Source organism: Margalitia sp. FSL K6-0131 (assembly GCF_038008735.1).
GTDB classification, from domain to species: domain Bacteria; phylum Bacillota; class Bacilli; order Bacillales; family Bacillaceae_C; genus Margalitia; species Margalitia shackletonii.
This window is the reverse complement of the sequence record NZ_JBBOZS010000001.1, coordinates 3,087,317-3,110,753: the sequence shown is the minus strand read 5'-3', so window position 1 is coordinate 3,110,753 and position 23,437 is coordinate 3,087,317. Positions and strand designations below refer to the sequence as shown.

The 23,437-nt window shown below is 33.3% G+C and carries 28 protein-coding genes and 1 pseudogene; 22 read left to right on the top strand and 7 right to left on the bottom strand.

Annotated features, from left to right (window positions below; all coding sequences use genetic code 11):
- The first annotated feature begins 61 nt into the window (after positions 1-61).
- From NSQ59_RS15240 to NSQ59_RS15190, 11 genes are all read left to right on the top strand, one after another.
- Positions 62-520 carry an NUDIX domain-containing protein gene (locus NSQ59_RS15240; RefSeq protein WP_055740145.1) on the top strand — a complete coding sequence of 153 codons (459 nt, stop codon included), beginning with the start codon at positions 62-64 and terminating at the stop codon, positions 518-520.
- Positions 521-713: 193 nt separating this feature from the next.
- Complete coding sequence (locus NSQ59_RS15235; protein ID WP_055741238.1) at positions 714-1,565, top strand: protein phosphatase 2C domain-containing protein; 852 nt, start codon at positions 714-716, stop codon at positions 1,563-1,565.
- A gap of 783 nt (positions 1,566-2,348) precedes the next feature.
- Positions 2,349-2,864 (top strand): AAA family ATPase, encoded by a 516-nt coding sequence (locus tag NSQ59_RS15230; protein WP_055740144.1) that lies wholly within the window; start codon positions 2,349-2,351, stop codon positions 2,862-2,864.
- A gap of 49 nt (positions 2,865-2,913) precedes the next feature.
- Positions 2,914-3,420, top strand: a complete 507-nt coding sequence (locus NSQ59_RS15225; protein WP_340832115.1) for a DUF1572 family protein — start codon at positions 2,914-2,916, stop codon at positions 3,418-3,420.
- A 302-nt stretch (positions 3,421-3,722) separates the two neighbouring features.
- Positions 3,723-4,328 carry a YdcF family protein gene (locus NSQ59_RS15220; protein WP_055740142.1) on the top strand — a complete coding sequence of 202 codons (606 nt, stop codon included), beginning with the start codon at positions 3,723-3,725 and terminating at the stop codon, positions 4,326-4,328.
- A gap of 47 nt (positions 4,329-4,375) precedes the next feature.
- Positions 4,376-5,437, top strand: a complete 1,062-nt coding sequence (locus tag NSQ59_RS15215; RefSeq protein ID WP_340832113.1) for an undecaprenyldiphospho-muramoylpentapeptide beta-N-acetylglucosaminyltransferase — start codon at positions 4,376-4,378, stop codon at positions 5,435-5,437.
- A gap of 50 nt (positions 5,438-5,487) precedes the next feature.
- Positions 5,488-5,646 carry a hypothetical protein gene (locus tag NSQ59_RS15210; protein WP_161809248.1) on the top strand — a complete coding sequence of 53 codons (159 nt, stop codon included), beginning with the start codon at positions 5,488-5,490 and terminating at the stop codon, positions 5,644-5,646.
- Positions 5,647-5,875: 229 nt separating this feature from the next.
- Complete coding sequence (locus tag NSQ59_RS15205) at positions 5,876-6,766, top strand: GNAT family N-acetyltransferase (protein WP_055740140.1); 891 nt, start codon at positions 5,876-5,878, stop codon at positions 6,764-6,766.
- 85 nt (positions 6,767-6,851) lie between these two features.
- Entirely contained in the window at positions 6,852-7,364 is a 513-nt protein-coding gene (locus NSQ59_RS15200; RefSeq protein ID WP_055740139.1) for a DNA topology modulation protein, read from the top strand.
- Between the two features lie 67 nt (positions 7,365-7,431).
- Positions 7,432-8,316 carry a methyltransferase domain-containing protein gene (locus tag NSQ59_RS15195; protein WP_055740138.1) on the top strand — a complete coding sequence of 295 codons (885 nt, stop codon included), beginning with the start codon at positions 7,432-7,434 and terminating at the stop codon, positions 8,314-8,316.
- 232 nt (positions 8,317-8,548) lie between these two features.
- Positions 8,549-8,797 carry a hypothetical protein gene (locus tag NSQ59_RS15190; protein WP_055740137.1) on the top strand — a complete coding sequence of 83 codons (249 nt, stop codon included), beginning with the start codon at positions 8,549-8,551 and terminating at the stop codon, positions 8,795-8,797.
- A 363-nt stretch (positions 8,798-9,160) separates the two neighbouring features.
- Here NSQ59_RS15190 and NSQ59_RS15185 read toward each other — a convergent pair whose 3' ends face one another.
- On the bottom strand, positions 9,161-9,493 hold the full coding sequence (locus tag NSQ59_RS15185) for a DUF3889 domain-containing protein (protein WP_055740135.1): 333 nt from the start codon (positions 9,491-9,493) through the stop codon (positions 9,161-9,163).
- A 98-nt stretch (positions 9,494-9,591) separates the two neighbouring features.
- Between NSQ59_RS15185 and NSQ59_RS15180 the strand changes: the two genes are divergently transcribed.
- Complete coding sequence (locus tag NSQ59_RS15180) at positions 9,592-10,200, top strand: zinc dependent phospholipase C family protein (RefSeq protein ID WP_055740134.1); 609 nt, start codon at positions 9,592-9,594, stop codon at positions 10,198-10,200.
- A gap of 67 nt (positions 10,201-10,267) precedes the next feature.
- Here the strand turns inward: NSQ59_RS15180 and NSQ59_RS15175 are convergent, their stop codons facing one another.
- Positions 10,268-11,680, bottom strand: a complete 1,413-nt coding sequence (locus NSQ59_RS15175; protein WP_055740133.1) for a LysM peptidoglycan-binding domain-containing protein — start codon at positions 11,678-11,680, stop codon at positions 10,268-10,270.
- Positions 11,681-11,875: 195 nt separating this feature from the next.
- Between NSQ59_RS15175 and dnaN the strand changes: the two genes are divergently transcribed.
- Positions 11,876-13,006, top strand: a complete 1,131-nt coding sequence (dnaN, locus tag NSQ59_RS15170; protein ID WP_055740132.1) for a DNA polymerase III subunit beta — start codon at positions 11,876-11,878, stop codon at positions 13,004-13,006.
- 67 nt (positions 13,007-13,073) lie between these two features.
- On the opposite strand, the gene NSQ59_RS15165 is transcribed toward dnaN, so the two are convergent.
- Positions 13,074-13,505 carry a YndM family protein gene (locus NSQ59_RS15165; RefSeq protein ID WP_055740131.1) on the bottom strand — a complete coding sequence of 144 codons (432 nt, stop codon included), beginning with the start codon at positions 13,503-13,505 and terminating at the stop codon, positions 13,074-13,076.
- 174 nt (positions 13,506-13,679) lie between these two features.
- Here NSQ59_RS15165 and NSQ59_RS15160 point away from each other — a divergent pair, with 174 nt between their 5' ends.
- The 4 genes and pseudogenes from NSQ59_RS15160 (at position 13,680) to NSQ59_RS15145 (ending at position 15,703) form a co-directional block, all read left to right on the top strand.
- Positions 13,680-14,225, top strand: coding sequence for a GNAT family N-acetyltransferase (locus NSQ59_RS15160; protein ID WP_340832110.1), 546 nt, complete (start codon positions 13,680-13,682; stop codon positions 14,223-14,225).
- Between the two features lie 199 nt (positions 14,226-14,424).
- Entirely contained in the window at positions 14,425-14,994 is a 570-nt protein-coding gene (locus NSQ59_RS15155; RefSeq protein WP_055741237.1) for a histidine phosphatase family protein, read from the top strand.
- Between the two features lie 68 nt (positions 14,995-15,062).
- A pseudogene (locus NSQ59_RS15150) lies at positions 15,063-15,458 on the top strand (hypothetical protein); the annotation flags it as partial.
- A gap of 119 nt (positions 15,459-15,577) precedes the next feature.
- Positions 15,578-15,703, top strand: coding sequence for a hypothetical protein (locus NSQ59_RS15145; protein WP_268888418.1), 126 nt, complete (start codon positions 15,578-15,580; stop codon positions 15,701-15,703).
- Positions 15,704-15,984: 281 nt separating this feature from the next.
- On the opposite strand, the gene NSQ59_RS15140 is transcribed toward NSQ59_RS15145, so the two are convergent.
- On the bottom strand, positions 15,985-16,431 hold the full coding sequence (locus NSQ59_RS15140; protein WP_055740128.1) for a carboxymuconolactone decarboxylase family protein: 447 nt from the start codon (positions 16,429-16,431) through the stop codon (positions 15,985-15,987).
- Positions 16,432-16,602: 171 nt separating this feature from the next.
- On the opposite strand from NSQ59_RS15140, the gene NSQ59_RS15135 reads away from it, so the two are divergent.
- Positions 16,603-16,770 carry a hypothetical protein gene (locus NSQ59_RS15135; protein WP_163258610.1) on the top strand — a complete coding sequence of 56 codons (168 nt, stop codon included), beginning with the start codon at positions 16,603-16,605 and terminating at the stop codon, positions 16,768-16,770.
- Between the two features lie 57 nt (positions 16,771-16,827).
- Here NSQ59_RS15135 and NSQ59_RS15130 read toward each other — a convergent pair whose 3' ends face one another.
- Together NSQ59_RS15130 and NSQ59_RS15125 are read right to left on the bottom strand one after the other, a co-directional pair.
- Positions 16,828-17,268, bottom strand: coding sequence for a DinB family protein (locus tag NSQ59_RS15130; RefSeq protein ID WP_340832109.1), 441 nt, complete (start codon positions 17,266-17,268; stop codon positions 16,828-16,830).
- 84 nt (positions 17,269-17,352) lie between these two features.
- On the bottom strand, positions 17,353-17,904 hold the full coding sequence (locus tag NSQ59_RS15125) for a GNAT family N-acetyltransferase (RefSeq protein ID WP_055740126.1): 552 nt from the start codon (positions 17,902-17,904) through the stop codon (positions 17,353-17,355).
- Between the two features lie 256 nt (positions 17,905-18,160).
- Here NSQ59_RS15125 and NSQ59_RS15120 point away from each other — a divergent pair, with 256 nt between their 5' ends.
- Entirely contained in the window at positions 18,161-18,403 is a 243-nt protein-coding gene (locus NSQ59_RS15120) for a hypothetical protein (protein ID WP_055740125.1), read from the top strand.
- A 21-nt stretch (positions 18,404-18,424) separates the two neighbouring features.
- Positions 18,425-19,420 carry a hypothetical protein gene (locus NSQ59_RS15115; RefSeq protein WP_055740124.1) on the top strand — a complete coding sequence of 332 codons (996 nt, stop codon included), beginning with the start codon at positions 18,425-18,427 and terminating at the stop codon, positions 19,418-19,420.
- 371 nt (positions 19,421-19,791) lie between these two features.
- Here NSQ59_RS15115 and NSQ59_RS15110 read toward each other — a convergent pair whose 3' ends face one another.
- Positions 19,792-20,850 carry a DctP family TRAP transporter solute-binding subunit gene (locus NSQ59_RS15110; protein WP_340832108.1) on the bottom strand — a complete coding sequence of 353 codons (1,059 nt, stop codon included), beginning with the start codon at positions 20,848-20,850 and terminating at the stop codon, positions 19,792-19,794.
- Between the two features lie 292 nt (positions 20,851-21,142).
- Here NSQ59_RS15110 and NSQ59_RS15105 point away from each other — a divergent pair, with 292 nt between their 5' ends.
- Both NSQ59_RS15105 and NSQ59_RS15100 read left to right on the top strand, forming a co-directional pair.
- The gene (locus NSQ59_RS15105; protein ID WP_152982387.1) at positions 21,143-22,747 is read left to right on the top strand and encodes an ATP-binding protein; all 1,605 of its coding nucleotides are present in this window, start codon (positions 21,143-21,145) and stop codon (positions 22,745-22,747) included.
- Complete coding sequence (locus tag NSQ59_RS15100) at positions 22,740-23,429, top strand: response regulator (RefSeq protein ID WP_126647783.1); 690 nt, start codon at positions 22,740-22,742, stop codon at positions 23,427-23,429. The genes NSQ59_RS15105 and NSQ59_RS15100 overlap by 8 nt, the downstream gene beginning before the upstream one ends.
- Positions 23,430-23,437 lie beyond the last annotated feature (8 nt).

Sequence of the window (23,437 nt, the reverse complement as noted above, 5' to 3'; positions counted from 1 at the left end):
TTTTGTTCAAACTATTAACTAGTAAATTTTGATGTAATAAAATTGAAACAGGAGGTATGGAATGCGAGTGGAGAATATACGAAAAGCTATTGGTGCAATTGTTTATCAAAATAATAAGTTTCTAATTATAAATAAAACAAAAATGAATACAAAAGAAGGAAAAGAAAATATAGAAGGCGAATGGGATTTTATTAAAGGTGGGGTAGAAGAGGAAGATGATGAATTAGTGGATTCGCTATTACGCGAATTAAAGGAAGAAACCGGTTCTGAAGAATATAAGGTTATAAAACAATTTGATGAAAAAATATGTTTTGATTTTCCGAAATCCATTCAAGAGAAAATCGGATTTGTAAGGCAAGAAACAACAATGTTCTTCGTTGAGTTTTTAGGTAATGAAAAAATATTAACTCCATTTGACAATGAAGTTAGTGACGTGAAATTTCTTGAAAAAGATAAATTGCTAGATACACTAACACACTCAGAAACAAAGGAATATTTTATAAAGAATGTAGGGATTTAGAAAACTTTTTTCACTAAGTTAAACTGTTTATTAGAAACTCTTAAACGTTTGATTAAGATACAGAAGGCAATCAAATAATGTAAATATTCTTAGAAAATATAGGACATATATGAGTGGGAATTTTCACTTTTTTATTTTGCAAAAGGTGATGAAAGAAAAACGAGTCTATTTACAATTATTTATTCTTAGGGAGATGAGAATCTTGAGGGTAACTTTTACAACGTTTAAAGGTGTCCGCGAATTAAATGAGGATTCAATAATTATTAATGACAAAATATCCATATATGGTGTTGCAGACGGTGTTTCTTCCTTGACGCCGTTTATAAGTAAAGAAGGTTATACTGGTGGCTATATCGCATCTAATGAAGTAAAGCAGTACTTTGAGTCCCAAACTACCTATAATAGTTTTACCAATGATTTATTTACAATTAATAATAAGCTTTATAGAAAAATGAAAGAATATAACATTGATATATTGAAGAAAGAACAGCTATGGGGAACTGCACTAGCTGTAGTTAAAGTATCTGATACATATGTGGATTTTATACAAATGGGAGATTGTATGGTTCTAGCATTATATCAAAATAATGAAGTCAGACCATTAACTCGAATACAAACTTCTAATGTTGAGAATGCTGCTATAGCTAAATGGAAAGATATGATAGACAAAGGGATAAGAAATAGGGAAGATCTATTTGAAAATGTAAAAGATATCCTCATCTCTAATAGACAGAAAAGTAATACGTTGGATGGATATGGGGTTTTGAATGGTGAGAACCAAGCTCTTGATTATGTAGAAAGCGGAAAAATAAATAGAATTGGGCTAAAGCATCTTATTTTACTAACAGATGGAATGTTTTTGCCAGCAGAAAGTATCCCAAATAGCATAAACTATTGGAATTATGTTGTAGAGTGTATTTTAAGTAAAGGAATTGAAAAGTATACAAGGGATTTAATAGATCTCGAGGAAACAGATCCAGAATGTGTAAGGTTCCCGAGATTTAAAAAATCTGACGATAAAACTGGTATGATGATTAGCTTTTAAATCAGGATTGATACTCTAAGTTGGAAAAGGGGGATTATCAATAGGAACTTAATACACGAAACTTAGGAAAAAGTTCAAATACATGCATCCATGACTGCCCGTCATCAGAACGATAAAAATATACAAGAAATAATGTTAGGTTTGAAATCCTATTCTGAAAAATATAATGGAATAAGTTTTTTTAAAGATTTATTTACTTTAATTCCAGATGAATTCTGATAAATAGTATGGTGGGAAAGACAAAGCTATAGGATTTTATCTTTTAGAAGAATCAAATGAAAACTTACGCCATTTTCATTATCAAAATGTGAAAGTGATATTATCAGGCTGCTAAATTAGTGGCTTTTTTATTTTTTGAAGAAAATTTAAAAAGGAAAAATTATGTAACAAATAGAAGTAGTAATAATTAAAAGGTCGAGTCATTTTGTAAAAAGTGCAAATGGTTGATTAGATAGCATAATCCTAGAAGGAATGGGAGGCTATTGTTTTCACGATCATACTATTCTACGACCCTTTCAATGTCAAATTGCGACCGAAAATATTATTACGGGGGCAAATTAATTGTGGATTGATGTCAAATTAATCGATTTGAAAAATAGTGGCGAACCAATGGAATTATTCCCAACTCCTCATGGGCTACATTTCTATTAATAGATTGACTATTCATTCCGTATTAAAACGGTTAAAAGAACTTATATAATTTTGAAGCATTTGGACTAATTTTTAAATTAGTAGAACCCATTATTAAATAGGGAAATAGATGCAGTGGAGGTGAGTGGACATATGTCTAAAGTAATCTTAATTAGGGGGAAGGCAGGAACCGGAAAATCTACTTTGTCAAAGGCGTTGGGGAAAAAACTAAATGTAATGATTCTGCACAAGGACGATATTTACGATACAGTTGCCGCCTTCATAAATAATCATGGTGATAGAAACAAAATTTGTTTTGATCTACTACATAAAATACTTATATCTTCACTAAATTCGAGAGTGGATATTATCATAGATTTTGGTTATAACAACTTGGATGATGTCGAAAAGGTAAAAACGTGGGTGGAGCAACATGATGGTGAATGGAAATCTATTATGTGTACTTGTGACGATAAAGTGTGGGCAGAGCGATTAAATCAAAGAAAATCGAACCCTTTACCCAACCAACTATTAACTGACGTAGAAGATCTTAAGAAACATTATTCTAATGTACGTACAGGTATCCTAGAAGAGGAACTTGTCCTGGACACGTCTTTGGATATTAACCATCTAGTAAATCAAGCAGTCAATTATATTATAAAAAAGTGAGATGGTTTGATTATTAACGACATACATAAGTATGGAGGAGGTGATGCTAATGGATACTTCTGTAATATTAATTGAAAGTATGCTGGGAAAGTTTAAAAGTGAGAAGAAATGGGTTATTCAAGCCATTAACCAATTATCGGAAGAGGATATTTCTTGGTCACCGACTTTAGAAAGTAATAGTATTGCCAATCTTGTATCGCATATTAGAGGTACAGTCCATCAAAGACTTGAAACTGTTTTTTATGATGTACCTGATACTAGAAATAGAGAAAAGGAGTTTGACAGAGAACTTTTATTATCAAAAGAACAAGCTCTTTCGCTTGCTTCTCAATCCTTTGATGTCATTATTCAAGTATTGGAAGAAATAAAATCAAAGCCTGATTTGTTAATATGGCAACCTTTCCTCGATAAGCCTCCTGTTACATATAGTGCGAATAATAATCAATCAACACTACTTGATATGATGGTGCAAATGGTTAGAGAAGTTCATAGTCATACTGGCCAGATTATATATATAGCAAAAATGAGAAAAGGGAAATTGCATTGGCAGTATTAGATATTGGTAAATTCCCTTCGTGGCCGCGCAAAAACCTCATCATCTAAAATGGTGGGGTTTTTAGTAATGGAACGGGTTTAGCGCCGCTATTTGAGTTAATAAAAAATAAAGATTGAATTCAATTCATTGTAAGGCATAGTTTTTGTTTAACCTCACCCTTAGTAAAAGAAGGGAAAATAAGTCATTACATAGGTAAGGATCTCTTTTTATTTAAGAAAGTTTCTGTTAAATTGAATGTAAATATCAAACAAAGAATAGAAATGTAAAAAGTTTAAAGGTTTTATAGAACAGGGGATGAAATTATGTTAATTTCCGAAATTCAAATAGATACGTTATCAGAACAACAAATTACAAAAATTATGTTTGATGGAATGCAAGATGACGGATGTAAGGGTGATCTTATACTTGTCTTTGGAAGCAGAAGTGTACATCGAGTTAAAAAGGCAGCTGACTTATTTAATCAAAATCGAGCACCATTGATATTAGTGTCGGGTTCTGAAAAAAGATGGGGAGAAGGAGAAGTATCAGAAGCCATATGGATGCGAGATTATCTAATTAAATTAGGAATTCCGGCAGACAAAATTCTTTTAGAAACCCAAGCCGATAACACGACTGAAAATGTAATCGGCTCCGCATTTGTCATGCAAAAAAAGATTGGATTACATATGATAAAGAGAATCTTAGTTGTAAGTGCACCATTTCATGTGAAAAGATGTAATTTAACCCTCAAAACATATATGCCTACTTGGATAGAATACACTATATGCCCGGACGATAGGCAATTTGGACAATGGAATAATTGGAATAGAGATCCCGAAACAAAAGCACTTGTGTTAAAAGAACTTAACTCCATCATCAAATATGTAAAAATGGGGATTCTTCGAGATTTGGAAATGGATGATATTTGAATCCAAAATTGCATTGATACCGTAATACAGAAAAAATAGGAGGATTTATGCCAAAAAGGACAATTGTATTTACTGGTGGAGGTTCAGCAGGACATGTAACACCTAATATAGCAATCATAAAAGAAATTAAGGAAGACTGGGAAATTTTTTATATTGGTTCCAAAAAAGGAATTGAAAAAGAATTAATACAAAAAATAAATATTCCATACTTTGGTATAAACAGCGGTAAACTTAGAAGATACATAGATTTTGAAAATGTAGTCGACATATTTAGAGTCATTAGAGGTTGTATAGAGGCAAGAAGCCTTTTGAGAAAACTAAAGCCAAAATTAGTATTCTCAAAAGGCGGATTTGTATCTGTACCAGTAATTTTAGCAGCGAAATCGCTTAAAATACCTGTTTTCATTCATGAAAGTGATATTACACCGGGATTAGCCAATAAAATTTCACAAAGATTCGCAACCAAGATATTTAGTTCCTTTGAAGAGACAAAAAAGTTTTTTCCAGAAAATAAAACGACTGTTGTTGGTTCTCCAATAAGGAAAGAAATATTAAATGGTTCTGCTGCAAATGGTAAAAAACTTCTTAGGTATGATGATAAAAGCCCTATCTTAACGATAATGGGTGGGAGTTTGGGAGCCCAAAAAATTAATGAAGCAGTCAGGAATTCTTTGAAGCAGCTAACTACCAAATATCAAGTTGTTCACTTGTGTGGGAAAAATAACCTTGATAACAAATTAGTAAAGATTCCTAGATATAAACAATATGAATATGTACATGATGAGTTAGCAGACATATTAAATGCGACAGATATTGTTATTACAAGAGGTGGCTCCAATGCCATATTTGAATTTTTAGCATTAAAAATTCCAATGTTAATTATCCCTTTAGGATTAGATCAAAGTAGAGGGGACCAAAGATTAAATGCAAAAGCCTTTGAACAGAAAGGGTATTCTCTTACTTTGGAGGAAGGAAACCTTAATAATGAAACATTGGTGGAATATATCGAAACGGTGTTCAAAAACAGCGAAGCTTTCCGTAGAAATATGAAAAAATCGCCTAGTGGAGAAGCATTGAAAATACTGGTTAAAGAAATAAATAATATTTAATAATTTTAAGAATTGATATTTAAAAGTTCTATTCAGGTGGAGGGATTGTTATGAGTATTTCTCCATTATCTAATGTTAATCATAAAGAGGTTGTCCAACTATTTGGTGCCGAGATAGATTATTATCAATTTCTTATTAACGATTTAGTTACCAACAATTATCAGGGCGATCATTTTAAGGTTTTGGAGAATATGAAAATGGCATATTAGTATCCATTTTACTTAATAATTTTAATAATGTTACCTATTTTTTTGCGAATGGACTGTATTAGTTGTCTGAACTTTCTTAGTATCAAATCATGTAATAGCGAGAAATATGAGAAAGAGCTTTTGATTGAAAGCTCTTTTTTGTTTATTACTGAAAGTAGGGTTACCAAAAGAAGGAATTTTAAAAATCAATACGGAATATAAAAGTAATATAGATAAATGAGGAGATATTATGAAAATTAAATTGAACTATGATTTCAGCCTAACTAGAGCTAATGTGAAGGATTTTGCCATTCATTACACTACGTATAGAGAAAATATATTTTTTAGACAGAGTTGGGAAAGACGAATAGCTATATTTGGAGATGATACTCCCTCCTATTGGTTATTATTAAATGGGAGGCGAATTGGTGGAGTATGTTTAGAGCCAAATACCTTATGGGCGTTTTTTATAGAACCGCCATTTACGGATATATATCTTGTATTAACATGGTTAAAAAAATATATGATAGAAATATCGGATTCAACAAAACCAATTAACGCAGTAGGAATCTTACCATATCAGTCTGAACATTTTTTACGATTAGGCTTTCAACCAATAGAAACTAGACGTATTATGATTAGACCAACTGAAAAATTTGATAGGATCGATTGGGAAACTGATTTTGTAATTAAAAAACCAACCTCAGAATGTTTAGAGGAAATTGCACAACTTTCTTATAAAGCTTATTTAGGACCCGATAGTATTGGACATCCAACAATCAATACAATCGAACAACAAAGGTTGGAATTAGAGGATTATTTCAACTACAACAAGGAAGAATTGCTTCAACAATCTTCCTGTCTTGTCTTTGATCAAACAAATAATAAGTTAGTAGGAGCATGTTTAATCTCCATTTGGGAAGACTTGCCATTGGTATACAATATTGTTGTAGACCAAAATTATCGAGGAAAAGGTATAGCTTCAAATCTAATAAAACATGCTTTAACTATTTTAAAAGATAAATATGAAGTTATTCGACTTTTTGTAACCGTAGGAAATGCGGCAGAGTCTTTGTATTATAATTTTGGATTTTTACCGGGAATAGAACAAATTACATACGGATTACCATGTAAAGAATAGTTTGAAAATCAAAAATAGAAAAAGATTAAGGTTATAGAATCTACCGTTAAGGTAATGAAGTTTAATTGAAAAAAGTGGGGTATAAATGAAAAAAATTGCACTGATTGGTTCTGGGGGATCTGGTAAATCCACATTGGCAAGGAAATTAGGTGAAAAGTTAAAAATAAAGGTTTATCACCTTGATGCAATTTTTTGGAAACCTAATTGGGTAGGGGTCCCAAAAGATGAACAAAAGAAGATTCAAAATGAATTAATAAGAGAAAATGAATGGATTATGGATGGGAATTATGGTGGAACGATGGAGATAAGACTAAATGCTGCAGATACTATCATCTTTCTTGATATACCTAGGACGATTTGCGTAATTCGTGCATGTAAACGAATATTTCAATTTAGAAATAAACAACGACCAGACATGGGGGAGGGATGTAAAGAGAGATTATCTCTCGAGTTTCTTAAATGGATATGGGAATACCCAAAGAAGAAAAGGCCAGATATTTTAAAGAAATTAGAACAACTCTCGAAAGAAAAAAGGGTAATAATTCTAAAGTCGCAAAAAGATATTCAAAATTTTATTGAAACATTAACAATTTTCTAGGAGAGTAAACTCCCACTACCAAACTTTTGCAATAGTTTAAGAAAATATTTTAAAAAGGAGAGATCAAGTGGAAGGGTATTATTGGGACAATAAAGTGGAGTATCTTAAAAGAACAAGAGACTTATATTATAACGATGATTACTTAGAATTTTTGGTCCGCTACGTTTGGAAGATTCATAACCCCGTACATATTGTTGATTTTGGTTGTGGATATGGATATTTGGGGTTGAAGTTACTTCCTCTTTTGCCAAAGGGATCAAAGTATACAGGTATTGATAAAGGACAGAAGCTTATTAATGAAGCGCGAGAAATTTTTCATGATCTTCCATATGAAACGGAATTTTTGGTAGCAGATTTGAATGAGTGTAAAATAGAGAGTAAGTATGATGTCGCCGTTTGTCATGCATTTTTGTTACATATGCCCAAGCCAAAAAAAATCTTGCAAAAAATGCTGGATTCTTTAGTTAATAAGGGAAGAATTATTTGTTTTGAGCCACATTGGATTTCAAGTATGGCATCAAACCATTTACATGGCTATGAACAGTCACATATTGTCCCGCTCGGACCTCTTCAAAAATTATTTGAAGAAGATAAAAACCAAAGTGGAAAAGACGGCAATATCGGTGCAAAAATACCTTTATATCTGAGTGAATTAGGTGTAAAGAATATAGAGTGCAGAATAAGTGATAAAGTGAATGTACTACATCCTAATATGGATTTAAAGAACAAGCAGAACTTATATGGTTCTTTAAAAGAAGATGGGATTGGTAATAAACCTACTGATAGAGAATCATTTATAAATGGATTGATTAAACGTGGGCTTTCAATGAGCGAAGCACAAAAACAGTTTGAGGCTGAATTGCTTTTTTCCAAAGCATTTAGCACTGATTCTTCCTTAATAGTTGCACCTGGTATGAAAATTACATTTGGTTTTAAAGTGAAAAATAATTAAATAAAAGATTAAGAGCTAAAAATCAGTTTTGGTTAATGGCTCTTTTTTCGTTTATACGGAAATTTTTCATAAAATGAAGTTTAGTCACGATAAGTAAAAAAATCACATGAAAAGGAAAACAGTGGCATTGGTATCTTATCAAAGAAAATAAACAATAAATAATGCAACATATAGGTTTTAAAAACGTATAGTTATAAATAAACCGTTTGAGATGATTAGGAGGATGGAGATAATGAGCGGCATAGATAAAAGGAACAAATTAGATGAAAAACCATTATCTTATAATATCACGAAAAAAGGAACGGTAATCATTTATCATCACAAGAAACAAATTAAAATGGTAAAAAATAAAGAAGCAGATAAATTAATAGCAAAAATAAAAGAAGCTAAAGACAATGAAAAGGAGATTCAACTGCTGCTTGCAAAAATTACCGGTAACTTTAAGCATGGAAATGAGAAATTAGGAAGAAATAATCAGTAAATTTATAGATTAATAGCCCAAAATAATTCTGATTGGAATCCGGCTATAAATTTATTCAAATCTCAAAATAAAAACTCCATTCACTGAATCATTTGTTTCAATAAAAGAAGGAATATCGACTTGTAATGAAGAAAGGGTGTTTTAGATTTATTTATTTTGAGGTGTTTTTATACTGAATATTGCTTTGCTTTAACTGTTACACATGTTCCTCATGGTAGAAACATAAAGTTATTTCAAGAACTAAGGATATTTTTGGAAGAAATCAATTCGGATATTTTAACTACCTTAAGTGATGAATCAACCATTGAGCTGGTAAATGCCATTAAAAAAGTATTTTTAACTAAAGGTAAACAATAAGTATCTTTACTTTTTTGTTTCTTCAAAAGTTACCTTAAGAACTCTTGCTGTACTGTTTTCAAATTCAATCGTTATGATAACGCCGAATTCCCTTTGATTATCTTTTAACCAGAATTTAAATTTTTCAACAGAAGAAGAGTTCTCTTTTGTTTTCCCGATATGCAAATAGTCCACAATGTGGGCATTTGGATATTTATTCTTGGTTTTCTTAAAAGCAAGAAGGCTCCAGTCAGCATATGGCGGCGCCGGCTTTTGCTGAGCGTATGCAGTATAAAGTGGATAGAAATTACTACCACAATAAATAAAGGATATTACTACACAACAAAGTAGTTTTTTCATGAGTTTCTTCCCTTTTTAAAGTTAATATTCCATAAAAAGTAATATCCAATGTAATTTTATTTAAATTCATAAAAAGATTTTGAAAAGGAGTTTAATATATGGGATCAAGAATCATGCATTTAGTCATTGCAAACAAAATAGCAGATCATTTTTCTATTGAAAATAAGAGCTCTTTTTTATTAGGCGGTGTGGCACCAGATGCGGTGGCACCGAAAGAAAAGTCACATTTCTTTATAGGAGATGTTAATGATTATTCTAGACGGATTGATTTTGAACATTTCCTAAAAAAATATAGCGCTATTAAACAATCTTATTATATCCTAGGTTACTATACTCATTTAATTGCTGATGATATTTGGTTACAGGGTTTTTATTTGCCGTGGTTGAAAAATCGTCTGGAAAATAATAATGAAATGTTCACCCTATATCATAACGATTTTCGCTTATTAAATGGGAAATTATTAGATTACTACGGCTACACAAATGTATGGAAAGAAGAATTAAAAATTCCTAGTGAAATGGTTGAATTGGAAGAGGTAACAAATGATGATATGATTCAATTTATCCCACATGTGTTGGGCGATATGGATTACGATTGTGAAGATCTTAGACAACCACTTAATGTATTTACATTTGATCAAATAGTTGGCTATATAGAAACCTCTGTTGATAGAGGAATCAAGCAGATTAAATCTTTCATTCGTTGACTGATAATAATTATAAAATGCTTAAAGCCCTCGCAAATTACGAGGGCATTTTTTACTTTTATCAAAATTACTGTTTCCTAATGTTAAAGTTTGCATGCAGAACTGGCCAATTTTGCGGGAAAGACGGACCAAGCACCCAATAACTGACACCGCGAAGATTATATTCTTTCACTAAGTCATATTTTGCTTGCATGCTTCTGGCGTCTTCAAACCAAACTTCATGCTGTTGGTGGGATGAATCTGTATAACGGAAGAATGGTGATTGATCTTTCGTATTATAGCTGATAACAACTCCATATTTGGCAGCCAGGTTGACGGCTTCCTTAGGACCAACTGTTCTTGCAAAGGTTCCTTGCACCCAAGGGATTTTCCAATCTCTTCCGTATAATGGAGCACCCATCATAATTTTATCTCGGGGAATGGCGGTAACCGCGTAATCTAGAACCTTTCTTATTTCACCAATTGGAGCAATTGCCCATGGTTTGCCGCCAGCCCAGCCCCATTCATACGTCATAATCACCACAAAGTCGACAATTTCACCATGTGCAGCATAATCATGTGCTTCATATAAAAGTCCGGTTTGGTCAGCTCTGATTTTTGGTGCAAGTGCTGTTGAAACAGAATATCCTTCCGGCCGTAAGCGCTCTACCACCTTACGAAGGAAATTATTGTAGTTTTCCCTGTCTTCAAGATATACATATTCAAAGTCAATATTTAATCCTCGATATCCTTTTTGTCTTATCATGGTTAAAACATTGTTAATAAGTGTATTTTGAATATCGGCATTTCTTAAAACAAGCGCAGCTCGGTCTGAATCAAATTTACTGTCAACAAAATTAGTTAGAACAAGTAAAGGAGAAACATTTCTGTTTCGTGCCGCACTTATAATGAGATCGTCGTTTAATGCGGTTAAACTGCCATCTTCATTTACTCTATGGCTAAATGGAGTAACGTAAGTAAAAGAAGGCGTGAGAGGAGTTACAATGTTTGCTCCAGCTTGACCCATATCCGTAATATACGCGTTTACTTCAATCGTCTTTTTAGCTGCCTCCGGGATTCTTAGTCTTTGACCGACGTGAATCATCCCCGGATTTTGAATTTGGTTTGCCTGAACAATAGCAGAAATAGTGGTACCATAATGATTTGCAATGGACCACAACGTTTCTCCAGGTTGAATAGTATGGTAAATAACAGGAATGGTAAGTACTTGGCCAATATATAGCCTGGATGCGTCCGTTAACTGATTCGCTGCAATAATCTCTTGAATGGATACACCATAACGATTGGCGATTTGCCACAGTGTATCTCCACGTTGAACAACATATTGCTGAAACGGATTCGGTATAACTAATGCTTCGCCCAATACCATTCTGTTTGGGTCATCCAAACCATTGGCAGCAATAATCTGATTCATCGATGTACCGTAATTTTGGGCGATACGCCAAAGAGTGTCACCACTTTGCACAACATGTATTTTCATCAATGATCACCCCAAATGAATATATTCCTTACTATATTCAAAGGGGTAAATTTGTGTTAATGACTATTTATTCTACAAGATGGATGTAACTTGTCGGACATCTTATGTGACAAAAGGGATTCATCATAATTAACAGGTATTTTAATGTTTTTGTCGAAATAAGTACTTAATGGATATTTAGGAGTGTATATTTTTATGGAAATAGTAATCAATAAGGACTGTTTTTCAAAGGCAGTATCTGATGTTTGCAAAGCAATTTCCTTTAAATCATCAAGGACTATTTTGACGGGGATTAAATTAGTGGTTAAGGAAAAATGTTTAATTATTGTCGGAAGTAACTCTGACATTTTTATAGAAAAAATCGTCCCTACTGTACTGGATGGTGAAAGCGTATTAAATATTATAGAAAAAGGCAGTGTAGTAATTTCCGCAAAATATTTAAGTGAAATTGCAAAGAAATTACCTGGTGATATACATATAAAGGTAAACCACAACCAGGTCGTAACAATCCAATCCGATGGGGTTGTAACAAGTTTAAATAGTTTTCTATCAGAAGAGTATCCCAATTTACCCAATATCGGTGATGCAAATTTTTGTATAGTACCGAGGCAGGATTTATTTGAAATGATTCAACAAACAGCATTTGCTGCTTCCACTAATGATTTTCATCCAGTTCTGGCGGGAGTAAGTATGACATTTAAAGAAAATCATCTTTCGTTTACAGCCACTAATTCACATCGATTGGCTTTTAAAAAGATTCGTATAAATGCAAATATCAATACTAACATTATTGTGCCAAATAAGACTTTAAACGAACTTATAAAGTTAATAGATGAGAAAATCGATAATATCCATATTTTTCTTACAAACACCTATATAGTTTTTAAAGCAAATAATGTTGCCCTTTTTTCAAGATTAATAGAGGGGGCATACCCTAGTATAAATGGTTTACTACCACAAGAATGTAAGACAACCATTGTGGTAAATAGAACCCAATTCTTAAAAGGAATTGATAGGGCATGTCTTTTTGCGAGTGAATGGAAAAATAATAATGTACAATTTGAAATTAAAGATGACTCTAAATTGATTATTTCTTCTATGTCAACAGAAATAGGGAAGATTCAAGAAACACAATCAATTATGGAGCTAAAGGGAGACATAGGATTTCGCATTACACTAAATGGCAATTTTTTATTGGATGTGCTTAAAGTTATAAAGGAAGAAGAGATAAGATTAAATTTTAACGGTTCTATGAAACCAGTTTTTGTTGAGCCAATAGAAAATAAATCCAATTATTATTTAATATCTCCGGTAAGGTCTAATTAAAATCTACTATTAAGAAAAATAGGTCTTCCTAATGTAGAAGACCTATTTTTGGTCCAAGAAGGGCTGATCACTTTTTCTTAATCGGATCATTTTCCTCAGACATTTCCATTCCGTAGGCAAGCCTTTGGTTGGCTCCACTTCTATCGCGATTATCCTCATGTCTGGAATGCAAAAGTAACCGGTGAACAAAGAATTCGCCTGCAGTTATGATGATGGCAGAAATGATACTGCCCCAAGCGATTTGCATGTAGGAATTTAAAAGCACACTTCCGAATACCCATACGATTACATATGACATAAGAAAATCAGCAATAAGAGATTTCGTATTTCCAATCCTCGATAACAATATCCTTTCCCCTGCAAGGTATGAGACAATTGTTGTTAGAACGCTGAACCAAACAACTTGCGTCCACGTCGCATTGAAAAATAAATCGAATCCTACGGCATAAGCAATTAAGCTTGTAACAAATTTTATGATTAGAGCTGTTACATCTCTCATTTTCACTACCTCCTCACTTTACATTTTGGTCAATACTCTAAAATCCATTCATCTTTTTAGTCGTAATAATGGAAAAAAGTCATCAATTGTTTTATGTTGGTAATATAAAATAGAAATAATATTCATACAAACAGAAATATATCTATATTAAAGATATACATAGGGGGAGTTGGAATGTTTTCCTATAAAGTAGATGAAGAAATATGGATTGAATTATTTCAAATACATCATAAAGAAGAACTATTTGATTTAATCGATACGAACCGTGAGCACCTTAGAAAATGGTTAGTATGGGTCGATAAAAGAAAATCACCCAATGATTTTGAAGAAATTATCCCGATATGGACGAGAAATTACACAGACAACAATGGTTTTGATGCTGGAATTCGCTATAATGGAAAATTAGTTGGCATGATAGGACTTCACTATATTGATTGGAAAAACAGCACTACAAGCATTGGCTATTTTCTTTCGGAGGAAGCGCAAGGACACGGCATTATTACTAGGACAGTATCTTCTCTGTTAAATTATCTTTTCAGTACGATGAAAATCAATCGGGTTGAAATTGTTTGTGCAGTGAAAAATCGTAAAAGTCGAGCTATTCCAGAAAGATTGGGATTTGTAAAAGAAGGAATCAAAAGGGATGGACAATGGCTATATGATCATTATGAAGATTTAGTAACTTATAGTATGTTGTCAAAGGAATGGAATATGGAATGATAAAGCTCGTCCAATGACGAGCCTTTGTATTTGTGGTGCACAGTCCATTAAAGCCCCAAGGATGACTGTATCAGGTGGCAAAACATGACTAGACTTGAAAGTTTTCGTTACTTTAAAATTTGCTAACTGTAAATGGATAATTATTATTGTACATATGTTAACTAAAAAATTAATTTCAAACTATAAGGAGTGCATGAACATTACTTTTATATGCTTGGTTAGACATGGGGAGACAGATTGGAATGTATTAGGTAAACTTCAGGGAACCACTGATATACCGCTAAATAACAGAGGAAAAAAACAAGCGGAAGAATGCGGAGCTATTCTAAGAGAATCACAATGGGATGTGATCATCACAAGTCCGCTAAAAAGAGCAAAACAATCAGCGGAAATTATTCAGCAAAAAATCAATGTGCCACTAATAGAAATGGAAGAATTTAAGGAAAGAAATTTCGGTGACGCGGAAGGCATGACCTTAAAGGAAAGAAGGGAATCGTTTCCGGATAAAAAATATCCTAATCAAGAAGAGAGAATTTCCTTTCAGCATCGATTAAAAGCAGGAATTCGAAAAATTAATCAAAAGTACCCAAATGGCAAAATAATTCTTGTCGCACACGGTGCGGTTATTAATGCTATATTATCCAGTATTTCAGAAGGGGAAATAGGATCCGGTAAAACGGTATTAAAAAACGCTTGTTTAAGTAATATTTATTTTAAAGAGAACAAATGGTGGGTGCAGGATTACAACTTAATTGATCATCTGTCTTAATTGGGAGTTTGAATGAAAGAACAATTGATTAAATTACAGGAGTCGTTAGAAGGACTCCTATTTTTTATCTTACGTTTATCTATTTTCAAGATGCGGAGAAACACTACTATGTTTTTGATTTGGTTGTTCCTATTTATTCTGCGGTTGAATTTTCATTTTCCGGTAACAGCAATATAAAGGATTATACACAATCTATTGCTGAATCTTTGTTCGAAGGCTATTTGGAAGAATTCCACATACCTCAAGAAATGATAACTACCTTGCCATTGCTTTTTAAGCTAAAAGAATTGTTTGAGTATAATGTCATGCATATGTACTGGAATGCCGAAAAATTAACCGAGGAGCAAGTTAGAATTTTAAATCACTATAGACTGCGATTAGAAAATAATTATTCCCCAATTAATTTGGGCTATGAACGCTTAGCAGCTTTAGTTTCTCAAGGGCACTCCACGATAAAAAATTAGAAATATATCCTTTACAAATAACTGTAAGACCTGCATATAAAATAATAATCGTGTCAAAACCCGAAACCAAAATGGAAGGGTATCCGTATTAATAACTGTGTGTCAGAAGGAGGGGGACTATGTACGAAGAACTGAACGAGGAGCTTGTACGGGTCAAGGGGGATATTAGAAAAAAGCGACTTTGGGAAAAGCAAGTCGAGCAGTATCAAAAGGAATTGACTGAATTGCGAAATACTATTTCCTAATTAGAGGAAGAATAAAGAAATCCCCAGAACAGGCAGAGTCACAGAAATACAAAATAAATCGCATATTGAAAGAATTAAAAAGGAAAGTGAAAGAAAATCAGATAAAATTAGAAAATGTTAATGAAGCAAGGAAAGTGCTTTTGGAGAGTATATAAAACGATATAGTTAGAAAAAATTAAAAGCTGAAATCTATAAGAGGTTTTCCAAAATTAATTCATTTACTATATGATGTGAACACCCCTTAATGGATTTCAGCTCTTAGTAATAAGTAAATCTACATCTCAAAAACAACCAGGGTACATTCCGGTAGAAATAGCAATCCTGTTCCAGCAGTTAATCGTATTAATAGCCATTATCATATCTATATACTCTTTTTCACTAAAGTAGGTAAGAACCTTTTCATATAAGTTCTGTGGAACTCCATTCTTTGAAATGTTAGTAACAGCTTCTGTTAATTCAAGGACTGCCTTTTCTTTATCAGAGAAAATATCATTTGCCTCACGCCAAACACTGATTAAATGCATCCGCTCTTGCGATTCTCCCATTTTACCAAGGTCTTTTGTGTGCATGTCTACACAGTACGCACATCCATTCATTTGAGATGCACGAATTTTGATCAATTCATATAATTTTTTATCCAGACCACTTTTCGAATTAAATCCTTCTAATTTCAACATGGTTTGTAAGGCTTCCGGGTTTTCTTTTTGATAATTGAACCGTAACGACATTAAAGGACCTCCTTTTTTGATCATTTCCATCTTATTATAATATATATTTCTAAATATGTATAAAAAATACATTTGTAATTTGCACAGGCTCCGTAGGATGATTGAATAATTATTCGAATATAGATGTTTGTAGGTATTTTGCTTCAACTTAATGAAAAAGGGGTGAGATACATGGAGACCTTTGGAAGAGGTTGTTTGTATATAATTATCGGGATAGCTGTGTTATTTTTTCTAGCCATTATTACGCAAAGTCAAATTACCATTTCAGTCTTTATCGCGATTCCACTCATTATTTTAGCTTTTTGGATTGCAAAAAATAAGACAGATCGAAAAAAATAATAGAAAAGAAAAACTGCTTATAGCATGGAGTAAGCAGTTTTTTTAATTACATTTAGTTTAAACTAATTTTTTCATCACTTTCATTTGTCCCAGATGGTCCGCTTCATGGTATGTCATGAAAGTGTATAAGTCGCTATAGGTTTCGATATTTCCGAATGGAAACTTGAATGGAAGCTGTTTAGCAAAAAAATCATCAGAAAGTGCTTGGATCCTTGAGGATTGTTCCTCAAGATCTTGAATTAATTGTTCCACCGAAGGAACTTCACCATTCCAATTTGATGGTTTTGAGCCCATAGCAAACAATTCATTGTATGTAGCAGGCAAATTTGCAGACATTTTTGGATAGCCGAACATAAACTGTTCTGCCGAAACGAGAACGTGCCCAATATGCCAATGAATGGTATTATTAAATCCTTCAGTCTGAACGTCCGCTGCTTTTTCGTCTACATTGTTAAGAAAATGTAAAAGCATGTTTCTAGTAAATTGAAATTGTTTCATTATTTCTTCTCCTTCCTTAAGTTAAATATACACTTTCATTATAAAAGATAAAACCCTCATCATAGTATGTAGAACGAAATTGATTTATGATCCTCTAAAGCTTTTTTTATGAAATTCTGTTATATAAGTAAAAAGATCTTGTCCTTCAGGTGGAATATCCAATGGTTTGATAGAATAAAACATTGCCTGATATTTTTCTGGAACCCAAATATAAGAGTGTATATAATCAGTTAATTGAAACCCGCATTTTAACCAAAACTGAATTCGCTTTTCGTTTAAATTAGTTTTCTCTGCTTCCACTTCTACTACAATAAGATTAAAATTTTCGAATTCCTGACACCATTCTGTTATGTAGTCAACGAATTTTCTTCCGATTCCATGATTTTGGAAATCATTTTTTACCGCAATGTAATCAAGAACGAGGATTTGGGGATTATCAACTATACCGGATAAAGCCATTGCTACCATTTCGTTTTCCAAAAAGGCTATATGAAGATAGCACATGTTTTTATCAAACATTCTTTGGATTATCCTTCTTTTTTTTCTACTATGAGCTGGAAAAGCTGCTTCGTAAATTTTTTCGGCATCATTCCAAAGTAATTCATCCCACTTTTGCACAGTTTGGAATTCCAACATTACGTTTCCTCCATAGGCAGTTTTTTGTCAGTATACTGCATCATAGCTATTTTTCCAATAAACAACCCTTGAAATTCCTTCCCTGTAGATTTAATCTTGATTGGTAATTGAAATGGTCCGCTATAATATAGGAAATATTTATAAGAATATAGAATGTATATTTTTAATAGTATTTTTCATTTCATTTAAATGTTTTTATGGTATATTAGTAATAGTTTTTTGACATACAGGAATATATTGGAGGAGATGGTTTGTCTTGCTACCAAACTTTCCATTTATTTTGGGGCATGTGACTGCAGAACCACATACAGAGAATATCTATCAATTGTGGTTAATCGTTATTTGTGATATTTACTTGGTTATATCTGGCGCTATTTTTGTGTATCAATTATTTAAAGTAAAGACAACACGTAAAACAGCTATTAATTTTGCGATAGCTTTATTAATTAGCTGTATCTTGGTGATAACGTTCGGAAGTGCTTGGGATTTATTAGGTTAGAAGAAAGAGAGGTTCATAGACTTGAAATTTTATCGATTATGGGTACTTGCCTTTTTGCTAAAATTTGCAGGATCTGCTTGGGATGCGTCATACCATTTTAGATATTTATTTGAAAAGTATTCACTCCCACATATTTTAAATTTTACAGGATTTGCATTAGGGGCGATATTATTAATCCGAGAGTGGATGAGACCAAAATATATGGATCATTTTTCAAGGAATTTAACTACTATTGGATATGTTATTTTCTTAATTGGGATTCCATTAGATTTTAGTTATCATATAAAATTCGGAATCGATTTAACAACATGGAGTCCGACTCATTTCATTTATTATATTGGAACTGGTATTATGATAGTTGGTGCATGGAGAGCGTATTATATTTATACACATGATGTAAAACCTTCATGGAAATCGCTTCATACTTGGTTTGCCATGTTCTTATTAGAATGTCTTGTTTTTCCTAATATGCAGCAAGAAAATGGTGCAATTTCTTATAATCAATATATTCATGGACATTCCATTGCATCGAAGGAAATATTGGTATTAATAAAGGATCCTGGATCGCAAATATTTGGCGGTGTTCCACCATGGATCTATCCGACTTATTCCGTATTAGTTGTATCTTTGTTGACGATTGTAGTAATCCGCTTATTTAAGGATCGCAGTATACCTTTAGCTGCTGCAGTTCTATATATTTTATGCAGATTTATTGGAAAAGCCATTTTTTTCGCCGTACATTATCCAACGTCCTATGTTCCGGTAACTTTAATATTTATCCCGCTTCTTTATTTAATTTTGAAAAAACCGACATGGCTTGCAGGTTTATTGGGAAGTGTAATATATTTTCTAAGTTTATATTATATCCATGATTCTGGACTACTGATTACACCGCCAATTAGTATTTGGTATGTAGTACCAGTAGCAGTCATTGGGATTGCCGTTGCGGTTATTATTCCAATGATTAAGAAGCAGCGTACTATAGAACCTGAATATCAAAAAGTGGCTAGATTATAATCTACGCTTGTGAAATATTAGAGTTCATGATATATTTAATGAGCGATGAGCTATTTGCGTAAGTCGGAGGCAAAGCTTTCGAGCTAACGTATGAATGTGGTCATACGGCACTTCGCCGCAAAACGTAAGGAAAGACGCCTGACGAATTTCAGGCGTCTTTTATTTTTTTATGTAGGAAAGTAGATGGTTTTTAATGCAAAAAATATACCGGCATTTCTGCCGGCATAAGTTAAGATATAATAAAAGGGGGGGTGCTGCTTGTCCTTGCAACAATTACATCTTACGGTAGGTTTACTAGATTCTAATGAAATTAAGATTATAATTAGATGAGAAATGCATACAGAATATTTAATATTGCCTGTTAGTAATATTTATTTTGCGTTTTCATATTTTTTGCGCAGTTTTTTCATTTCATCTACTAAATCATACCCAATTGTTGGGGCAAGTTTGTCATATAATGGGTCGAGCTTTTTTATCCATTGTTTTTTCTCTGAATCCGTTAACACATGTATGTTAATAGAAGAATTCTTTTTAATAAGTGCTAACTGTTCTTCATTCATTTTCCTTGCCTGCTGCTGATTCCATTTTGTTACCTCATCCATTGCTTCTATTAAAATTCGCTTCGTATAATCAGATTGTTTATTCCAAAATGTTTTATCCATAAGAACTACATATCCAAGATAACCGTGATTACTAATTGTCAAATGCTTTTGTAAGTTATAAAATTTCTTTGAGTATATATTAGATAAGGTATTTTCCTCTCCATCCACCTTTTTATTATCAAGAGATTGGAATGTAATATCAAAGGATTGTTGAATTGGGTGTGCACCAAGCTGTTTAAATTGTGCGGTGAGTACCTTACTTTGCATAATTCGAAAGGTCTGTCCCTTTATATCTTCAGGTTTCCGAATAGGGCCTTTATTTGATGTAAATTGCTTAAAACCATTTGTCCAGTATGCAATACCTTTAAGGTCACTGCTTTCTAAAGATTGTAGAAGTTCTTGACCTATTTTTCCATTTAGGCCTTCCTGCACAGCTTGGTAGGATGGAAATGCAAAAGGAAGATCTAATACACCCCATTTTTCAGAAACAGAACCAAGCTTGGAAGTAGAAGGAGCAATTATCTGAACCTTATTTTCTTTTAAAGCATTGATTTCTTCAATATCGGAATACAACATTCCATTTGGGAAAACTTCAACTCTAATTTTCCCATTCGATTTATTATAAACGAGATCGGCAAATTTTTTTGCCGCAAGTCCCTTTGGAGTATTTTCAGCAACAACATGGCTGAATTTTAATACAATTTGATCCTTTAAGCCCTCTTGTTCGTAGTCGCGAACAAGTTTGCGTGGATGGAAAAGCTTTTGCGAACTAAAAATGCCGATTGCGATTAGCAGTACTATAATTAATAGTAGGATTGATTTTTTCATGCTTGTCCTTCTTTCATATAGGCTCTTTTCTTAAACTATTTTGCTTTTGTGAACGAAAGCCTTATAAACATGCCTTTTTAGATTAAGAATTAATAACCTTTTTAAGAAAAGATGCCCCGAAACTAAGTCTGCTTTTGGATTTATAGCCATTTACGAAAATAACAATTTATACGAAAACGGCCATCTATGATTGAACCTGAAATGAAAGTTTTATTTTATACCTACCATTAAGGATAATAGAAATTCCAACCATTCGTAAAGATGAATGTACGGATTCCAGGAGGAAAAATACTTGAATGTGAAACAAATCTCTATCCGCTGGAAAATTACAATTCTATCATATTGTGTGGTTATTTTATCATTATTAATTGGCGGAATACTCCTCGTTGTCAATATTCAATCAGCAAAGGAACAAGAAATTAATACAGCGGCGATGAATACGGCGAGAACGGTTGCTGAGCTATCAGATGTTAGAAAGGCCGTTCAAAAGTCAAAAGGTTGGAATAATATAAGCCATTTAATAGAACAAATTCGTTTAATAAATGAAGAAGACTATATCGTGGTCATGAACATGGACCGAATACGTTATTCCCACCCAGTGCCAAAATTATTAGGGACACCATCTCTGGGCAAAGATGAAGACGCAGCATTTGCAGAACATAATTATTTTTCAAAGGCAAAGGGGGAAATGGGTACATTCACAAGAGCGTTCTTTCCTATTAAAGATGCCAACTTGAATCAAATTGGGGTTGTACTCGTCGGTCACCGTATTCCAAGCTTTTGGGAAATATCTGCAAATTTAAAGAATGAGATGATCATTATATTGAGTTTAACGCTATCTGCCGGTTTAATTGGTTCTTTTTTGCTTGCTAGACATATAAAAAAACAAATGTTTCAGTTGGAGCCACATCAGATTGCCAGGATTCTTGAGGAGAGAACCGCAACTTTCCATTCGATGAATGAAGGTGTCATTGCTATCGATTCACGTGAAAACATTACTATTTTTAATGAAAAAGCGAAGGGGATTTTTTCTGTTAAGGGGGATGTCGTTGGGAAACCTATTCGATCCGTTTTAGAGGATACTAGATTACCGGAAATAGTGGAGCGAAATAAGGCGGTTTATAATGAAACCATCATAGTTGGGGGAAAAAACATCTTAAGCAGCAGATTTCCAGTGTTAATCAATCAAAAAGTAGTGGGGGCAGTAGCGATATGCCAAGATAGAACAGAAGTGGTGAAAATTGCCGAAGAGTTAACCGGGGTGAAAAATTTTGTAGAAGCACTTCGAGTTCAAAATCACGAGTATATGAATAATTTACATACCATCGCTGGGCTTATTCAGCTTGGAAAATCCGAACAAGCACTTGACTTAGCTTTCACAACTTCTGAGCAACAGATCAATGTTTCAAAATCGATTAAAGAAATGATTCAGAGCGATGCGTTGGCAGGATTACTTTTGAGCAAGATTAGGAGAGGAAAAGAGTTGGGGATTGAGGTAAGAGTGGATCCGAATAGTTGTCTTTCACAATTTCCTAATCAAGTCGATGAGCATGATTTTGTGGTGTTGCTTGGGAATATGCTAGAAAATGCTTTTGGATCCTTTGAACAGGTGGAAAAAGAGGGAAGATTTATTGACATAAGTATTGAACAAAATGAGGGAATTTGTGCCATAATGCTGGAAGACAACGGCTGCGGTATAGCGGTTGAGGATTTACCTTTCATTTTTGATAAAGGCTTTACGAAAAACAAACAAAACGGAACTGGTTATGGTTTGTTTCTGGTTAAACAAATTGTGACAAAGGGAAATGCGGATGTAGAAGTGGATTCACAGGTAGGGGAAGGTACTTCTTTTACCATCACATTTCCAATGAGTTTGGGGGTTGAAATGAATGGATGATAAGCATCGGATTAAGGTCATTATTATCGATGATGACCCGATGGTTCGCGAAGTCAATAAGAATTTTATTCAACAAGTGAAGGGGTTTGACATTATTGGGGAAGCGAGCAATGGGGAGGAAGGGCTTCAACTAGTAAAAAAATTACAGCCGGATGTAGTCATTCTCGATATTTATATGCCAAAAATTAATGGTGTTAAAACATTGCTGGAGTTTCGGAAGCAAACGATGAATGTAGATGTTATTGTTGTATCTGCGGCAAGAGACAAAGAAACGATTAACACAATGCTTCAAAACGGTGCCATTGATTTTATCATAAAACCATTTAAATTTGATCGGATGAAGCAAGCGATGGAAAAATATCGATATTATAAAATATCAATGGAGAATAGTGAAACCTTATCGCAGTCGGAATTGGATGCTATTATCCATATGAAACAGCCATCTAACTCAGATGAGCCCCTTCCTAAGGGGTTAAATATGTTCACCTTAAACGAAATATCCTCCTATTTGAACAATGAAACAGATCCGAAATCTGCTGAGGAAGTTGCAAACGCCATTGGTATTGCACGTGTAACCGCCAGACGATATTTAGACTATTTAGAAAAAAAGGGAGCTATTCGTTTAGATGTTCAATATGGAAGTATTGGCAGGCCGGTTAATCGATATTTAATGGGCAAATAAGGAATAAT

Coding starts and splice junctions, on each gene's coding strand:
- NSQ59_RS15240 (WP_055740145.1), top strand. CDS start 62: ATGCGAGTGGAGAATATACGAAAAGCTATTGGTGCAATTGTTTATCAA.
- NSQ59_RS15235 (WP_055741238.1), top strand. CDS start 714: ATGAGAATCTTGAGGGTAACTTTTACAACGTTTAAAGGTGTCCGCGAA.
- NSQ59_RS15230 (WP_055740144.1), top strand. CDS start 2,349: ATGTCTAAAGTAATCTTAATTAGGGGGAAGGCAGGAACCGGAAAATCT.
- NSQ59_RS15225 (WP_340832115.1), top strand. CDS start 2,914: ATGGATACTTCTGTAATATTAATTGAAAGTATGCTGGGAAAGTTTAAA.
- NSQ59_RS15220 (WP_055740142.1), top strand. CDS start 3,723: ATGTTAATTTCCGAAATTCAAATAGATACGTTATCAGAACAACAAATT.
- NSQ59_RS15215 (WP_340832113.1), top strand. CDS start 4,376: ATGCCAAAAAGGACAATTGTATTTACTGGTGGAGGTTCAGCAGGACAT.
- NSQ59_RS15210 (WP_161809248.1), top strand. CDS start 5,488: ATGAGTATTTCTCCATTATCTAATGTTAATCATAAAGAGGTTGTCCAA.
- NSQ59_RS15205 (WP_055740140.1), top strand. CDS start 5,876: ATGAAAATTAAATTGAACTATGATTTCAGCCTAACTAGAGCTAATGTG.
- NSQ59_RS15200 (WP_055740139.1), top strand. CDS start 6,852: ATGAAAAAAATTGCACTGATTGGTTCTGGGGGATCTGGTAAATCCACA.
- NSQ59_RS15190 (WP_055740137.1), top strand. CDS start 8,549: ATGAGCGGCATAGATAAAAGGAACAAATTAGATGAAAAACCATTATCT.
- NSQ59_RS15185 (WP_055740135.1), bottom strand. CDS start 9,493: ATGAAAAAACTACTTTGTTGTGTAGTAATATCCTTTATTTATTGTGGT.
- NSQ59_RS15180 (WP_055740134.1), top strand. CDS start 9,592: ATGGGATCAAGAATCATGCATTTAGTCATTGCAAACAAAATAGCAGAT.
- NSQ59_RS15175 (WP_055740133.1), bottom strand. CDS start 11,680: ATGAAAATACATGTTGTGCAAAGTGGTGACACTCTTTGGCGTATCGCC.
- dnaN (WP_055740132.1), top strand. CDS start 11,876: ATGGAAATAGTAATCAATAAGGACTGTTTTTCAAAGGCAGTATCTGAT.
- NSQ59_RS15165 (WP_055740131.1), bottom strand. CDS start 13,505: ATGAGAGATGTAACAGCTCTAATCATAAAATTTGTTACAAGCTTAATT.
- NSQ59_RS15160 (WP_340832110.1), top strand. CDS start 13,680: ATGTTTTCCTATAAAGTAGATGAAGAAATATGGATTGAATTATTTCAA.
- NSQ59_RS15145 (WP_268888418.1), top strand. CDS start 15,578: ATGTACGAAGAACTGAACGAGGAGCTTGTACGGGTCAAGGGGGATATT.
- NSQ59_RS15140 (WP_055740128.1), bottom strand. CDS start 16,431: ATGTCGTTACGGTTCAATTATCAAAAAGAAAACCCGGAAGCCTTACAA.
- NSQ59_RS15135 (WP_163258610.1), top strand. CDS start 16,603: ATGGAGACCTTTGGAAGAGGTTGTTTGTATATAATTATCGGGATAGCT.
- NSQ59_RS15130 (WP_340832109.1), bottom strand. CDS start 17,268: ATGAAACAATTTCAATTTACTAGAAACATGCTTTTACATTTTCTTAAC.
- NSQ59_RS15125 (WP_055740126.1), bottom strand. CDS start 17,904: ATGTTGGAATTCCAAACTGTGCAAAAGTGGGATGAATTACTTTGGAAT.
- NSQ59_RS15110 (WP_340832108.1), bottom strand. CDS start 20,850: ATGAAAAAATCAATCCTACTATTAATTATAGTACTGCTAATCGCAATC.
- NSQ59_RS15100 (WP_126647783.1), top strand. CDS start 22,740: ATGGATGATAAGCATCGGATTAAGGTCATTATTATCGATGATGACCCG.